Genomic DNA, 15,252 nt, shown 5'->3' on the forward strand with positions numbered 1-15,252 from the left:
CATTAAAAAAAAATATTTTATAAATAAAAAATTCTAAACATAATTTAGGAGCGTACTATTTGCTTAATAGAAAACTATAGGATCGCTATATTACTGAATTAATTCTATTTTGATGAAAGCACAAAATGAATTAATAAAATTAAATTTTTCCTATTCAACTATTGTACAATTACTAATTTGGAATTGGACAAAAATTTAGGAACGGACGGTAATAGCAATTTAAAAAGAAGAACTCAAAAAACACAAAAGGTGAATCTTAATGACCAATTCCGCCATTATTATCTACACAAAAATGGATAAAAGAACAATAGAAAAGCATTTAGTCAAATACAAACCTAAATTACTCTAAATAGTTAATACAAAAATTAGATTGAAGCACGACAACTTACATTAAAAAGCAAAAAAATGAAAGTATTGGTCTATAGTATATTTGGTTTTGATAAGCCTTTTATGGAAAAAGCGGCCCATAGCAATCACGAATTGATTTTTACAGAGCAGCATTTGAATCTAAATACGGCCTACTTAGCCCAAGGATTTGATGCGGTTTCAATTTTCATTTGTGATGATGCCACTGAACCCGTATTACAAAAACTCTATGCCTGTGGTGTTAAATATATTGCGCTCCGGGCTTTAAGATCAGACCTTATTGATATTACAAGAGCTAAGTCCTTAGCGATTAAAGTGGCAAATGTCCCAATGAGTTCTCCTTATTCCGTTGCAGAACATGCCGTAGCATTAATATTAGCATTAAACAGAAAACTCGTTTTGGGGCAATCCCTGATGGATCTGGGAGATTATCGTATGGATCATTTGATCGGTTTTGATTTACATGGAAAAACAATTGGCGTTATAGGAACCGGAAAAACAGGCGCTACCTTTGCTAGGATTATGCATGCGTTTGGTTGTCAAATTTTAGCTTTTGACACCGAAGAAAATAAAGAGCTGATGAGTGAAATTAATATTTCTTACAGGTCTTTAGAGGACGTATGTGCCAACTCAGAGGTATTATCTGTTCATTCTGTTTGGAATAAATCATCCAAACATATGTTTAATAAAACTACTTTTTCTATGTTCAAAAAAGGAATGATTTTCATTAATACAGCACACGAAGGATATATAAATACCGAGGATTTAATAGAAGCAATAGCTAATAAAACCCTTGGTGCTGTTGGTTTAGACGTATATGAAAATGGACATTCGGTGTTTTTTCAGGATCATAAAGAATCCCCTATTACAGACCGTTTGTTTTTAAAACTTCGCTCCTATCCCAATGTCATGATTACCGGACATCAGGGAATTATGACAAATGAAACCTTGGAGGATGTTGCAAATACAACGATTGCTAATTTAAATGCTTGGGCATACAATGGTATTTCTGAAAATGAAATAAATGGATAAAAACTAATGTTTATTATGAAAGTGAGCATTAGAATACTTGCAATCAGTACTTGACTGATTCACAAAACACGCTCTTATTGAAGGTAATAAAAAATTAAAAAATGAAAGGTTCCTTTAAAATCGGAAAAATTGCTGGTATCGGAATTTTCATTCATTGGACATTCTCTTTATTAATCCTATTTATCATTTTTATCAATTACCGGTCAGGTCACAATGCTACTCAAATAATTTGGTCTGTTATATTTATTTTGAGTGTTTTTATTACAGTTGTATTACATGAACTAGGCCATGCCTTGGCAGCAAAACGATATCATATCGTAACCAAAGACATCACCCTTTTACCTATAGGTGGTTTAGCAAGACTCGAAAAAATTCCTGAAAAACCAATTCAAGAATTAATTGTGGCTTTTGCAGGGCCTATGGTAAATATTACATTGAGTTTTATCACTGGCTTTTTCATTACTATTCCTGCTACTTCAGAACAATTAATGGTCGAATTAGCTGATGGCATAAATAAAAATAATTTCTTACTAAATTTTTTTTTAATCAATTTGTGGCTAGCCATATTTAATTTGATTCCTGCTTTCCCAATGGATGGCGGCCGAATTTTACGCGCTATACTATCCTTTAAATTGCACCGACATATAGCTACCCGTATTTCGGCACGAGTAGGCCAATTTATAGCTATGGGATTTATTATTTTTGGCTTTTTCAGCTCTCCGTTTTTAATTTTTATTGGTATTTTTGTAATTATTGGCGCGCAAGTCGAAGCTGATTATACGGAGTCGAAATTTATCTTGAAAGGACTAAAAGTTCATGATGTTGTGATGAAACAATTCCCAAAAATAGAGTTCGATGAAACTGTAAAAACTGCCGTTGCATTAGTTTTGGATAGTCAAAATAAGAATTTTTTAATTACTGAAAAAGGGGTTCCCGTAGGAACGCTGAACCGAGACCAAATTATATTGGCATTATCTAAAAAAGGGGAAGATGAATTTATTTATAATATTATGGACCGAAATTTAATTTTTCTCGATGGTAATTCTCTCTTAGAAAACGTTTTTGAATTGATCCAACTCAATAAATCAAGGTTAATGCTCGTTATGGAAAACAATAAAGTGTCAGGAACATTAGACCTCGAAAATCTTATGGAATTGATTTTGATTAATGAAATTAAATTAAATAAGGCGCATGATAGAAAGTAACACTAGCTCTATTACTACTAAAAATCTAGAACTGGTCCATAGTGGTGCCGATTATTTTTCTCGTTTAGAAGCGATTATCCTAGGAGCACAATTTCAAATCCACATGCAAATGTATCTTTTTGAAAATGACACTACTGGCAGAAGAATCGTAACTGCATTAAAAGAAGCAGCATCTAGAAAAGTAGACATTTATATACTACTGGATGGCTTAGGTTCTTTATCCTTTGCTTCTGAAGTGCTAAAAGAACTGAAATATAGTGGTATTAATATTCGCTTTTTTGCTCCTTTATTTTCAACCTATACCTTTTATCTTGGCAGAAGACTGCACCGAAAAGTTATTGTCGCTGATGCAAGAATTGCACTTGTAGGCGGCATAAATATAGCTGATAAATACCACGGATCAGCAACTGAAAAACCCTGGTTAGATTATGCAATTCAGTTAAACGGAGAAATTGCAAAACCCCTACAACAACTTTGTCATGATATTTACTTTAAGAAGAGACGCCTACGAAATAAAAAAATAAAATCCGTATTTCAAATTCAGGAAGATATTTCCGTCCGTATCCTTCAGAATGACTGGTTGAAAGGAAAAAATGAAATTTGTGATGCCTACATCCAATCAATAAGACATGCAAAAAAAGAGATCATTATTGTGGGTAGTTATTTTCTTCCGGGTATTCGAATTATTCGAGCATTGAAAAAAGCATCTAAAAACAAAGTGGTCATTAAATTAATTCTCTCGGGAAAATCAGATCTTCCTTTAACTAGACGGGCGACTTGCTTTCTGTACGATAAACTCCTCCATTATAAAATTGAATTGTACGAATGGGAAAATTCTGTTTTACATGGAAAAGCAGCTGTTATTGATGGCAATTGGGCTACAATCGGTTCTTTTAACCTCAATAATTTGAGTTCATACGGAAGCTTAGAAATGAATATTGAAATACATTCTGATTCCTTTTCTGCAATGTTTCAAGAGCACCTCAACGGAATCATTGCACAATGTCAAAGCATAACCCCAGAATCATTAAAAACCAAAACCAATATAATTACCAAACTCATTAATCTGGTTTCGTATGGTCTCACCAGAATAATTGAAGTGTTAGTGACCTATACCCCTTACAAACGATTTTATAATTAATTGAACAAAATTAATTTAGTCCAAAACAAAGATAAAAATCATTAAATTTTAAAGCCGCAAAATGGTACGGAAAATTAGAACTATACCGTATTTATTATCAATCGCTCCTTTTACAAAAACTCACAATATACCAGTAAAATTATTTGTAAAAAAGATATTTAACACCCGAAATTGATGCCTTTAATCCTTTATTTAAAAATTAATTTCCTCCTAAAACATTTAAAACAGCCGTGTTAAACAGCCGTTATGATTATTTTTAGGTAATTATGATCCAACTTAATTCCTGCAGAAAATAATCGAAACAGATGCAATACTTAACCATCTAATCCATAAAAGAAAACTGAACTGATACCGTCAAATATCCGCTAAACAAGTACTGGTTTCTAGTCCATAAGAAACCGCAAGTAATTTTGTTTGAATGCATGTATTAAGAAAATCCTTGTATTACGTACAGAAATTTTGTTCTGTAAAATAAATTTTAAAAAGCTCCGTCTGGAGCTTTTTAAAATTTGTAACTAACTCTAATAAAACATTTTATTCCTATTTTAAGATCTAAAAATTGATTAAATTTGATAGATCTAATTTTGTGAAATGAGATTTACAACTACTTAATATAGTATCAATAGTAAGAAATAATTTGATTTCAAGCTTCTCCACCTCTTCATCGTATATTTAATTAAAAACAATGAGCCATGAAAAAAGTAACAACCATTATTATAACATTATTTCTTTCTGCTTTTTTGTTTGCACAAACAACATGGAAAGCCGATCCGATGCATTCAAAATTAACTTTTAGCACAGTCCATAATGGAATTTCCGATATTACAGGGTTATTTAAAACATTTGAAATTAACACCATTACTACCAAAACTGATTTTAGTGATGCTGTTTTTGAACTTTCAACAGAAGTTGCATCTATCAATACCGAAGTAGAAATGCGTGATAGACATTTACGAAGTAATGAATTCTTTGACGTGGAAAAATATCCAAAAACGACCTTCAAAAGTACTTCAATACAAAAAATAGAAAAAAACAAATACAGACTATCAGGCCAACTAACGTTACACGGGATAACAAAACAAGTCATTATAATTATGTGGTATAGAGGAACCATTAACAATCCAGAATCTAAAATACCAACAGCAGGTTTCAAATTTAGTGGTGTCATAAAACGTTCCGATTTTAATATCGGAGCTAAATTTCCTTCACCAATGATTAGTGATGCAGTAAAAATTAAGGCAGACACTGAGTTTATAAAGCAATAATCATCTATAGAAAACGAATTTTAAAATCTTGTAAATTATCTAATCCATAAAAATATTGAAAAAAATACTAGACAAATTCTGTTTTCAAACAATTCCTATTCGTAACTAACTGAAAAAATTGCTACTAAATTTGAGAAACATCAAAAATGGATTGAATCTTAAATTAAAAAAATTGTATTTGAAGAACGGATTTCTAGATGGTACAAGCCTATCCGAGCATACGTAACTTAAAAATAATAGCAATGGCATTTATAGACTATTACAAGATTCTTGAGGTGGACAAAAAAGCAACCGAAACCGAAATTAAAAAGGCGTATCGCAAACTCGCTCGTAAATACCATCCAGACTTAAACCCAAACGATAAAGAAGCTGAAAAAAAATTCAAGGAAATCAATGAAGCGAATGAAGTATTGAGCCATGCTGAGAATCGCAAAAAATACGATGACTATGGCGAAAACTGGCAACATGCGGATGAATTTGAAAAATCTAAACAACAGCGACATTACCAAGAAAATGGACAACGAAGCGGTTTTAGAGGATCTGATAGTGGCGGATTCAGTGGCGGAGGGGATTTCTCTGATTTTTTCGAATCAATGTTTGGTGGAGCCGCCTCAAGTGGTGGTCGCAGGAGTACACAGTTCAAAGGACAGGATTTTAATGCTGAATTACATCTTGACCTAAAAGAGGTATACAGCACTCACAAACGTACACTAACTATTAATGGCAAAAACATTCGTATTACCATTCCTGCCGGAGTAGAAAATGGCCAACAAATAAAAATTAGCGGTATGGGTGGCGAAGGTTCCAGTAGTGGTCAAAAAGGCGATCTATACATTACTTTCACCGTAGAAAATCATACAAATTTTAAACTTGACAAACACAACCTTTATGCAACTGTGAATCTAGATTTATATACTGCACTATTGGGTGGCGAGATTACAGCAGACACCTTTGACGGAAAGGTAAAACTTACGATAAAGCCGGGGACTCAAAACGGGACTAAAGTCAAGCTGAAAGGAAAAGGATTTCCTGTATATAAAAAGGAAGGAGAATTTGGTGATTTATACCTGACTTATCAAATACAAATTCCAACAAATCTTTCTGATAAAGAAACAGAATTATTTAAAGAACTTGCTAAGCTAAGAACCTTATGAACATGGAAAACTTAATCCCAATACCATTATTATGTACCCATTATCAAGTGGAAATGTCTTTTTTTGCAACTCTCAGCGAAATGGGTTTACTCCAAATAAAAACAATCGAAGCCAATCAGTATATCGAATTTAATTCGATATATGAAATTGAAAAAATAATACGCATGCGCCAAGAATTAGACCTTAATATCGAAGGAATTGATGTTGTCTTTAATCTGTTACAAAAAATAGAGTCGTTGCAGAATGAATTAACCGCTTTAAAAAATAGATTGCGGTTGTATGAAAGTTGAGATTTGATACCCCAAATATTTTTATTGTATTTTAAAAGTAAGAACCATGAACTGGCATTTACTCCCGCTATCCGAAATAATCCAGTTGTTAAATACAACACCAAGTGGTCTTGATGAGGAAACGGCATCAAAACGTATGCGTGAACATGGGAAAAATCAAATTGACGATACAAAAAAAAAGAGTGTTTTTCAGATGATTTTATGCCAATTATCTGATTTTATGATTCTTATTCTCATTGCAGCAGCAATTATTTCGGGCATAATAGGCGACATTACTGATACTATCATTATTCTTGCTATCATTATAATTAATGCTGCGGTGGGATTCTTTCAAGAATATCGAGCAGAAAAAGCAATGGAAGCCCTGAAAAATATGGTAGCAAACCACACTTATATTTTACGGGAAGGAAAAACGATACGCATTCCCGCTTCGGATATTGTACCTGGTGATGTTGTGGTAATCGAAGCAGGCAATGTTATACCGGCAGATATTCGTTTTTTTGAAACTCATCAAATAAAAGTTGATGAATCAGCCCTAACGGGTGAATCAAACAATGTAGAGAAATGTACGGAAGAACTCCCTAAAGGGAAATACGTACTTGGTGACCAGGTGAATATGGGATTCAAAGGAACTTCAATTACTAATGGCCGTGGCCTTGGTTATGTCGTGGCAACAGGAATGAAAACAGAATTGGGCCATATTGCTAAAATGATCCAAATTGATGAAAACACGACGCCTTTACAAAAAAGATTAACCGCCTTCGGCAAACGATTGTCAGTAATCATTCTTATTATCTGCACTGTCATTTTCTGTATCGGATGGCTGCGGGGAGAATCAATCCTAACGATGCTGATTACTTCTATTTCGCTTGCAGTTGCTGCCATCCCAGAAGCTTTACCAGCATTAGTAACTATCGCCTTAGCCTTTGGCGCTAAGAAATTAGCAAAAAACAAGGCACTTATTCGTAAATTACCAGCAGTGGAAACACTTGGCTCCGTTACCTACATTTGTTCTGACAAAACAGGCACACTGACGGTAAATAAAATGGCTGTCCAAGAAATTTTTGAAGCGTCAGAGATAAAATACAACGCTGTTTTTGAAAAAAATAACAGACTGCTGCTTCTAATAGCTTTAAATAATGATGTCTCAAAAGGAGATAACGGAAAATGGCTTGGCGATTCTACCGAAGTTGCCTTGGTACAATATGCTTCCGATAAAAATTTAAACCGTCCTGATTTAGAAATTACCTTTCCACGAATAGCAGAACTCCCCTTTGATTCCAAGAGAAAGTGCATGACTACAATGCATCAGATCCAAAATTCTGATAATCAAATTTTGGTAATCACAAAAGGAGCTGTAGAAGTACTGCTTGGTAAACTGAATGCCGATCAAAAATCACTTATTCCTGAATTTGAACGTAAAGCCAATGAAATGGCAGAGAAAGGCTATCGGGTTTTGGGATATGCCATGAAAACGCTTTCCTCCTTACCGGAAAATTTGGATTCAAACGAAATAGAAACAAATTTAACCCTTGTAGGTTTCGTTGGAATGATTGACCCACCTCGTGAGGAAGCAAGACATGCAGTTTCGGAATGTAAAGAAGCGGGTATCATTCCGGTGATGATCACGGGCGATCATAAACTTACTGCAAAGGCTATTGCCCAAAAACTGGGAATTATTTCTTCCGAGGAAGATCTAGTCCTGACGGGTTCTGAATTATCAGAATTAACTCAAATTGAATTTATAGAAATAGTAGAGAAAGTTCGGGTCTATGCCCGCGTTAACCCAGAACAAAAATTAAGAATTATTAATGCCTTACAATCTAAAAATCATTTTGTCGCCATGACAGGGGATGGCGTAAATGATGCGCCTGCGCTTAAAAATGCTGATATCGGTATTGCAATGGGAATTAATGGTACAGAAGTTTCTAAAGAAGCCTCACACATGATTTTACTTGATGATAATTTTGCTACTATTATAATTGCAGTCAAACATGGCAGGAAAATATTTGATAATATCCTAAAATTCATAAAATACATCATGACAGGAAATTCAGGCGAAATATGGGCGATATTCTTAGCCCCTCTCTTTGGATTACCCATTCCTTTATTAGCCATTCACATTCTATGGATCAATTTAGTCACTGATGGTTTACCGGGACTAGCACTAGCATCGGAACCGTCTGAAGAGAATATAATGAAAAGAAAACCCCGAAATCCAGCAGAGAATATTTTTTCTAATGGTATGGGGCTGCATATTCTGTGGGTCGGGTTTTTAATGGGTGTTGTCACCATTGGAATGCAGGCTTATGCCATACAATTAACAAACACCCATTGGCAAACTATGGCTTTTACAGTGCTTTGTTTTAGTCAGTTGGGGCATGTAATGGTAATTCGTTCCAGACGCGATTCTATTTTTAAAATTGGCTTTTTCTCCAACAAACCCATGGTTGGAGCTTTAGTAATCACTGTTTCGCTGCAGTTTATGATTATTTACATCCCTTTCTTCAATGAGATTTTCAAAACACAGCCCCTAACTTTATATGAACTGTTGTTAACGTTAGCGGTATCGAGTATTGTATTCTGGGCAGGAGAAATAGAAAAATGGATCAAAAAGAAAGAATAGGATGAAACACATTTAAAAAAAACTTAATATCATCACTTTAATTTTATTATCTATTCTAACAAAAAAAGATATTAAAAATAGTAAGCTCTTGTATGGTGAAACTAAAAAACGATTCAAAAAGCAGTTCTGTTTTTCTAAATCGATTTTTTATCGACAAAACTATAAAAAAAATAGCCAAACAACAGCTTTAACTACTGACAATCAGACAAATAATTATGTATATTTGAGTGGCTATTTTCTGTTAAATCTAATTCATTTTTTTATGAATACAATTTCTAAAATAACTACATTATTCAAGGTTTTTTTGCTTGAAATTGGTGAACTTTCCTATTTTACGGGTCGTTTTTTTAAAGAAACTTTTAAACATCCTACAGAGTTCAAAGAGTTTTTAAGACAATGTTTTAATATGGGAAATCGTTCTTTGCTTCTTGTTGCAGTAACTGGATTTATAATTGGATTAGTGTTTACACTTCAATCGCGTCCCACGTTGCAAGAATTTGGTGCTGTTTCTTGGATGCCATCTATGGTAAGTATTTCACTGATTCGAGAAATTGGACCTATTATTACTGCTTTAATTTGTGCGGGACGTATTGGTTCCGGAATTGGTGCTGAATTAGGGTCAATGCGGGTTACGGAACAAATTGATGCAATGGAAGTTTCTGGTACCAATCCTTTTAAATATTTAGTGGTAACACGTGTACTGGCTACTACTTTTATGTTGCCTATTTTGGTTTTTTTTGGAGATGCAATTGCAATTTTTGGTTCTTTTCTAGTAGAAAATGTTAAAGGAAGGGTATCCTTTTTACTGTATTACAATCAAGTTTTTGAAGCACTGGAATTTGGTGATTTGATACCTGCTACAATTAAAACATTCTTTTTTGGTTTTGCCATCGGGATTGTGGGTTGTTACAAAGGATATTATTGCAAAAAAGGGACTGCAGGTGTGGGTTTAGCGGCTAACTCAGCAGTTGTTTTTACCTCAATGCTACTTTTTATTATTGACTTTGTTGCTGTTTTTGTTACCGATATATTTTATGATCTATAAGGCTTATGAGTACCACTACACCATATGAAAACCGAATTATTGAAATCAGAGACTTACGAAAAAGCTATGGTGACACTTCTGTTTTAGATGGTTTTAATATGGTGCTGAACGAAGGAGAAAATCTGGTTATTATGGGCAAATCCGGTTCTGGAAAATCAGTGATGATAAAATGCTTGATTGGGTTGGAACAACCAGACAGCGGCTCTATCCTTGTAATGGGAAAAGACATAAGGGAACTGGATAGAGAAGAACTTGACGATTTACGGACTGAAGTTGGGTTTCTTTTTCAGGGAAGCGCCCTTTATGATTCGATGACGGTCCGAGAAAATCTGGAATTTCCATTGCGGCGTCACAAAAAAAAGTTTGGAGTTATTAAAGATACCACACCACTGGTGATGGAAGCATTAGAAAACGTAGGACTGGCACATACCATTAATTTAATGCCCGAAGAATTGTCCGGTGGAATGAAAAGGCGAATTGCTTTAGCAAGAACATTAATACTGCAACCAAAAATAATTCTTTATGACGAACCTACCACTGGGCTAGACCCCATTACTGCAAAAGAAATCTTGTTGTTAATGATGTCTATTCAGCAAAAATATAATACCTCAGCCATAATTATCACCCATGATGTGGACTGCGCAAGAATGATATCGAACCGAATGATTCTATTAGTTGATGGCTTCAATTATATCGAAGGCACTTTTGAAGAGTTGTATGTCTCAACCGATCCAAAAGTACAAGCTTTCTTTAAATGAAAATAAAAAATGGAAAAAACGACATCACAAAAATTACGTCTCGGACTTTTTGTCATAATCGGGTTAACGCTATTTGTGCTAGCAGTATATTTTATTGGAGATAAGCAACAAATGTTTGGGAAAACAAGTCATTTATCAGCGGTTTTTAATAATGTGAGCGGTTTACAACTTGGTAATAATGTGCGCTATTCGGGAATAAATGTTGGAACAGTACGAGCTATAGAAATGGTTAATGATACTGCTATTAAAGTAGATATGCTGATTGACAACACTATTTTTCCTCACATCCGAAAAAATGCAATTGCCACTATAGGTTCCGATGGTCTGGTAGGAAATATGATTATCAATATTATTCCTGGAAAAGAAGTGGCTCCATCAGTAATGGAGGGAGACGAAATCGAGTCATTGAACCGCATTCGTACTGATGATATGCTGAATACACTGGGCAAGACCAATAAAAATGCAGCACTACTGACAGAGGATTTACTAAAAATAACAAATGAAATAACACAAGGCAAAGGGACCGTGGGTTTATTAATTAAAGATTCTTCTTTGGCCAAGGATTTGAAACAAACTATTCAGTATTTAAAAATTACTGGAAAAGGGAGTTCTGAATCAGTAATTAAATTAAATAGAATTATTTCTTCCTTAGAAAATAAAGATAATGTAATTGGTGTTTTGAAAGATACAAGTGTAGCCAATAATATTAGAACATTAGTCAAAAACTTAGACAAAACTAGTTTCGAAATAGATAAAGTAGTCCGAAATCTCAACTCAACAATTGTAAACATCAAAGAAGGAAAAGGGGCTATCAATTACCTGTCGAATGATCCAAAATTGGTTCGAAAAATTGATTCGACAATAATTAATATTAACCAAGCAAGTTTTAGATTGAATGAAAATTTAGAAGCTTTGAAACACAATTTTTTATTCAGGGGCTACTTTAAAAAACAAAAAAAAGAAGAATTAAAAGAACAACAAAAAGAAGAACGAAAAAAATAAGTTTCAGCAATAAACGTGCATATATAACCACCTAAAAGACATTAAAACAATGATTTCAATTGAAAAATTAGGAGTATTAATGGGTCCTACTGACAAGCAATTTGAAAATAATGGTGTATTTAATCCCGGAATTTATCAAGAAGGAGATACCATTCATATTTTATACCGCGCGGTAGAACAGGGTAATTTCTCCACGATAGGCTATGCTAAAACTGAAGGTCCAATGAAGGTTATTGAACGCAACGAAAAACCCTTGATCACCAGAGATTTTGACTATGAGAAACATGGAGTGGAAGATGCACGTATTGTAAAAATTGAAGATACCTATTATATAACTTACACTGCCTATGATGGAGTTAATGCAATGGGTGCTCTAGCAACATCAAAGGATTTAATTCATTTTGAAAAGCATGGTATTATTACTCCTCAAGTTAATTACCAAGAATATGAAAATTTTGTAAACTGTTGTGACAGGAATAAACTAAATCCAAAATACCATCAATATTACAATCTTTTTGCTCAAATAGGTTTAGTAGCTGATGAATTCAGATTGCTCAGAGACAAAGATGTAGTTCTATTCCCAAGAAAGATAAATGGAAAATTTGTGATGCTGCATCGAATTTGGCCCGGAATTCAAATTGTAGAATTTGAGAATTGGAGTGATTTAACAGAATCCTTTTGGAAAGAATATCTCACTAATTTGGTGGATCATATTGTACTAGATCCGAAGGATATTTTTGAAGTAAAATATATTGGCGCTGGTGGACCGCCTATAGAAACTGAATATGGATGGCTGCTCATTTATCATGGAGTACAAGAAACAATAAAAGGAAAAGTATATCATGCTAAAGCTGCTTTGTTGCAATTGGATAATCCGAAAATTGAAATTACACGATTACCCGTTCCATTATTTTCTCCCACAAAACAATGGGAAATAGAAGGTGAAGTAAGTACTATTGTTTTCCCAACTGGTCATGCATTATTTGGGAATGACCTTTACATTTATTACGGTGTGGCTGATAAGCAAATTGCTGTTGCAAAAGTAGATCTCAATGAATTACTTCTTGAATTAAGAAAACAACCTTAAAAAAGTAACGATATGAAATTCGAGAAAGGAATAAAAATGCTAATTGTAAGCTCCTATCCGCCGAGAGAATGTGGAATAGCAACTTTTACTAATGATATTGTCAATGCAATAGCTGTTGTATTTGGCGACACACTTCCTGTTGAAGTATGCGCTTTGCAAAACAAGAATCAAGAATTCAAATTTAATGAAGAAGTCAGCTATATTTTACCTGTAGACTCTTTAGTACATTACAGGTTGGTTGCCGAAAAAATAAATGAAAGAAACGATATTGGATTGGTTTGTATTCAGCATGAATTTGGACTTTTTAAAGGAGAATATGGTGATTACATACTCTCGTTTATATTAGCTCTGAACAAACCCATTGTAACTGTTTTTCATACCGTGTTGCCTAATCCCGATGATAAAAGAAAAAAAGTTGTTTTTGCCATTGCTGATTTATCCGATAAAGTTGTTGTATTGACTAAAAAATCAAAAGAAATTTTGACAGACCATTATAAATGTGTTGAGGCTAAAACCATGGTTATTCCTCATGGGAATCATACGGTGCTCTGGGAGCAAAAAAAAGTATTAAAACACAGATATGGATTTAAAAATAAAATAGTGCTTTCAACTTTTGGACTGATCAGCGAAAACAAAGGTATAGAAACCGTATTGCGCGCACTACCAAACATTGTAGCACAATACCCCGAAGTACTTTATCTGGTTATTGGCAAAACACATCCTGAAGTTATAAAAAATGAGGGAGAAAAATACCGTAATACCCTTACCTCTATTGTCAAAGAACTCCATCTCGAAAACAATGTTGTTTTTATTAATGAGTATCTGCACTTAGTCCAATTATTAGAATTTTTGACACTTTCCGAAATTTATTTATTCTCATCCAAAGACCCTAATCAAGCAGTCAGCGGAACCTTCGCATATGCTATGAGTAGTGGTTGTACAGTAATTTCTACCCCTATTCCTCATGCAGTAGAATCACTGATAGATGGTAATGGAATTCTGTTAAAAAGTTTCGATAATCCAAAAGAATTTGAAAAAGCGATTCTTTACCTTATTGAAAATAAAGAACAACGAATAGCGATGGGCAAAAATGCTTTTTCTATGGCTCGTGCCACAAACTGGGAGAATATTGCCATACAATACCGTCTACTATTTGATCAATTAACTAATAGAGAAGATGATTTGAGATTTAATTTTCCGCCCATAAAGTTAGATCATATTAAAAAAATGACCACAAATTTTGGTATTTTACAGTTTTCAAAATTCAGTCAGCCAGACCCTGAATCTGGATATACTCTGGACGATAATGCAAGAGCATTAATCAATATGGTTATGTATAACAAAGCCTTTCCAGATAAAGAGACCTTAAAATTAGCCAATACCTACCTTAGTTTTGTTGAAGGAATACAACAACAAGATGGCTGGTTTGACAATTATAAAGATTTTGACAATCAACTAACCAAACAAAATGGTGAAGTAAATCTTGAAGATGCCAATGGAAGAGCATTATGGAGTTTAGGAACTGTTATTTCTCATAGACAAAATTTACCGTTAGACATGATCCATAAAGCTGTAAAATGCTGGGATAAAGCAATACAAAAAATTGATAATTTTAAATCTCCAAGAGCAATAGCCTATGCTTTAAAAGGGCTTTACCTATATCATGAAACCTACAAAGATGTAGTAGCAAAAAGTCATATTGAAAAACTTGCTGACGAACTTTTACGTCACTATAAAATCAATTCAGCCGAGAATTGGTGTTGGTATGAAGATTATATGACGTATGCCAATAATGTCTTGCCAGAAGCTATGATGTATAGTTATTTAGTAACAAAAAACCCGAAATATAAAAAAATTGCGCTCATTACATTTGATTTTCTGCTTTCCCATTATTTTATGAAAGGGCAATTAAAAGTAATTTCGAACCGAGGTTGGTTCAAGAAACAAAATGAAAGAGTATTTTATGGGGAACAACCTATTGAAGTAGCAACAACCATAATAGCATTGGATCTATTTTATGAATTAACATTAAATCAAAAATATAAAGACCAATTGAAGCTGGCTTTTATATGGTTTTTAGGTAACAACCACTTGAAACAAATCATGTATAATCCTGAAAACGGAGCTTCTTACGATGGATTAGAAGACAAACACATTAACATCAATCAAGGGGCGGAATCTACCTTGTGTTTTTTTAAAGCACGCTTAATTATGGAAAAATATGCCTAAAAAAATTCAATAAAACGTCCAAAACAAAATGAATGAGAATTTAAATACCACA

The 15,252-nt window shown here is 33.8% G+C and carries 12 protein-coding genes; all 12 read left to right on the forward strand.

What is annotated here, in order from left to right; genetic code table 11:
• Nucleotides 1–405: 405 nt before the first annotated feature.
• The 12 genes from ACNQF9_RS13465 (at nucleotide 406) to ACNQF9_RS13520 (ending at nucleotide 15,200) form a co-directional block, all read left to right on the forward strand.
• Complete coding sequence (locus ACNQF9_RS13465; protein ID WP_417961387.1) at nucleotides 406–1,398, forward strand: NAD(P)-dependent oxidoreductase; 993 nt, start codon at nucleotides 406–408, stop codon at nucleotides 1,396–1,398.
• 101 nt (nucleotides 1,399–1,499) lie between these two features.
• Nucleotides 1,500–2,603 (forward strand): site-2 protease family protein, encoded by a 1,104-nt coding sequence (locus ACNQF9_RS13470; RefSeq protein ID WP_417990399.1) that lies wholly within the window; start codon nucleotides 1,500–1,502, stop codon nucleotides 2,601–2,603.
• Nucleotides 2,590–3,744: a phospholipase D-like domain-containing protein gene (locus tag ACNQF9_RS13475; RefSeq protein WP_417990400.1), complete on the forward strand. Its 1,155-nt coding sequence runs from the start codon at nucleotides 2,590–2,592 to the stop codon at nucleotides 3,742–3,744. Before ACNQF9_RS13470 ends, ACNQF9_RS13475 begins: the two co-directional genes overlap by 14 nt.
• Before the next feature lie 692 nt (nucleotides 3,745–4,436).
• Nucleotides 4,437–5,009 carry a YceI family protein gene (locus ACNQF9_RS13480; protein ID WP_417990401.1) on the forward strand — a complete coding sequence of 191 codons (573 nt, stop codon included), beginning with the start codon at nucleotides 4,437–4,439 and terminating at the stop codon, nucleotides 5,007–5,009.
• Between the two features lie 242 nt (nucleotides 5,010–5,251).
• On the forward strand, nucleotides 5,252–6,163 hold the full coding sequence (locus ACNQF9_RS13485; protein WP_417961395.1) for a DnaJ C-terminal domain-containing protein: 912 nt from the start codon (nucleotides 5,252–5,254) through the stop codon (nucleotides 6,161–6,163).
• A gap of 2 nt (nucleotides 6,164–6,165) precedes the next feature.
• Complete coding sequence (locus ACNQF9_RS13490; protein ID WP_417990402.1) at nucleotides 6,166–6,453, forward strand: chaperone modulator CbpM; 288 nt, start codon at nucleotides 6,166–6,168, stop codon at nucleotides 6,451–6,453.
• Between the two features lie 46 nt (nucleotides 6,454–6,499).
• A complete protein-coding gene (locus tag ACNQF9_RS13495) occupies nucleotides 6,500–9,079 on the forward strand; it encodes a cation-translocating P-type ATPase (protein ID WP_417990403.1) in 2,580 nt (859 codons plus the stop codon).
• Between the two features lie 262 nt (nucleotides 9,080–9,341).
• On the forward strand, nucleotides 9,342–10,124 hold the full coding sequence (locus ACNQF9_RS13500) for an MlaE family ABC transporter permease (RefSeq protein ID WP_417961401.1): 783 nt from the start codon (nucleotides 9,342–9,344) through the stop codon (nucleotides 10,122–10,124).
• A gap of 5 nt (nucleotides 10,125–10,129) precedes the next feature.
• On the forward strand, nucleotides 10,130–10,882 hold the full coding sequence (locus tag ACNQF9_RS13505) for an ABC transporter ATP-binding protein (RefSeq protein ID WP_417961404.1): 753 nt from the start codon (nucleotides 10,130–10,132) through the stop codon (nucleotides 10,880–10,882).
• Nucleotides 10,883–10,891: 9 nt separating this feature from the next.
• Nucleotides 10,892–11,884: an MlaD family protein gene (locus tag ACNQF9_RS13510; RefSeq protein ID WP_417961406.1), complete on the forward strand. Its 993-nt coding sequence runs from the start codon at nucleotides 10,892–10,894 to the stop codon at nucleotides 11,882–11,884.
• Between the two features lie 49 nt (nucleotides 11,885–11,933).
• A complete protein-coding gene (locus ACNQF9_RS13515; protein WP_417961408.1) occupies nucleotides 11,934–12,971 on the forward strand; it encodes a glycoside hydrolase family 130 protein in 1,038 nt (345 codons plus the stop codon).
• Between the two features lie 12 nt (nucleotides 12,972–12,983).
• Entirely contained in the window at nucleotides 12,984–15,200 is a 2,217-nt protein-coding gene (locus tag ACNQF9_RS13520; RefSeq protein WP_417961410.1) for a glycosyltransferase, read from the forward strand.
• Nucleotides 15,201–15,252: the final 52 nt, after the last annotated feature.

Source organism: Flavobacterium amylolyticum (assembly GCF_048284335.1).
Taxonomy (GTDB): domain Bacteria; phylum Bacteroidota; class Bacteroidia; order Flavobacteriales; family Flavobacteriaceae; genus Flavobacterium.

Bases quoted from the DNA above. Each gene is read 5' to 3' on its own strand.
- ACNQF9_RS13500 (WP_417961401.1), top strand. From the start codon at position 9,342: ATGAATACAATTTCTAAAATAACTACATTATTCAAGGTTTTTTTGCTT.
- ACNQF9_RS13515 (WP_417961408.1), top strand. From the start codon at position 11,934: ATGATTTCAATTGAAAAATTAGGAGTATTAATGGGTCCTACTGACAAG.
- ACNQF9_RS13470 (WP_417990399.1), top strand. From the start codon at position 1,500: ATGAAAGGTTCCTTTAAAATCGGAAAAATTGCTGGTATCGGAATTTTC.
- ACNQF9_RS13520 (WP_417961410.1), top strand. From the start codon at position 12,984: ATGAAATTCGAGAAAGGAATAAAAATGCTAATTGTAAGCTCCTATCCG.
- ACNQF9_RS13485 (WP_417961395.1), top strand. From the start codon at position 5,252: ATGGCATTTATAGACTATTACAAGATTCTTGAGGTGGACAAAAAAGCA.
- ACNQF9_RS13495 (WP_417990403.1), top strand. From the start codon at position 6,500: ATGAACTGGCATTTACTCCCGCTATCCGAAATAATCCAGTTGTTAAAT.
- ACNQF9_RS13510 (WP_417961406.1), top strand. From the start codon at position 10,892: ATGGAAAAAACGACATCACAAAAATTACGTCTCGGACTTTTTGTCATA.
- ACNQF9_RS13475 (WP_417990400.1), top strand. From the start codon at position 2,590: ATGATAGAAAGTAACACTAGCTCTATTACTACTAAAAATCTAGAACTG.
- ACNQF9_RS13480 (WP_417990401.1), top strand. From the start codon at position 4,437: ATGAAAAAAGTAACAACCATTATTATAACATTATTTCTTTCTGCTTTT.
- ACNQF9_RS13465 (WP_417961387.1), top strand. From the start codon at position 406: ATGAAAGTATTGGTCTATAGTATATTTGGTTTTGATAAGCCTTTTATG.
- ACNQF9_RS13490 (WP_417990402.1), top strand. From the start codon at position 6,166: ATGGAAAACTTAATCCCAATACCATTATTATGTACCCATTATCAAGTG.
- ACNQF9_RS13505 (WP_417961404.1), top strand. From the start codon at position 10,130: ATGAGTACCACTACACCATATGAAAACCGAATTATTGAAATCAGAGAC.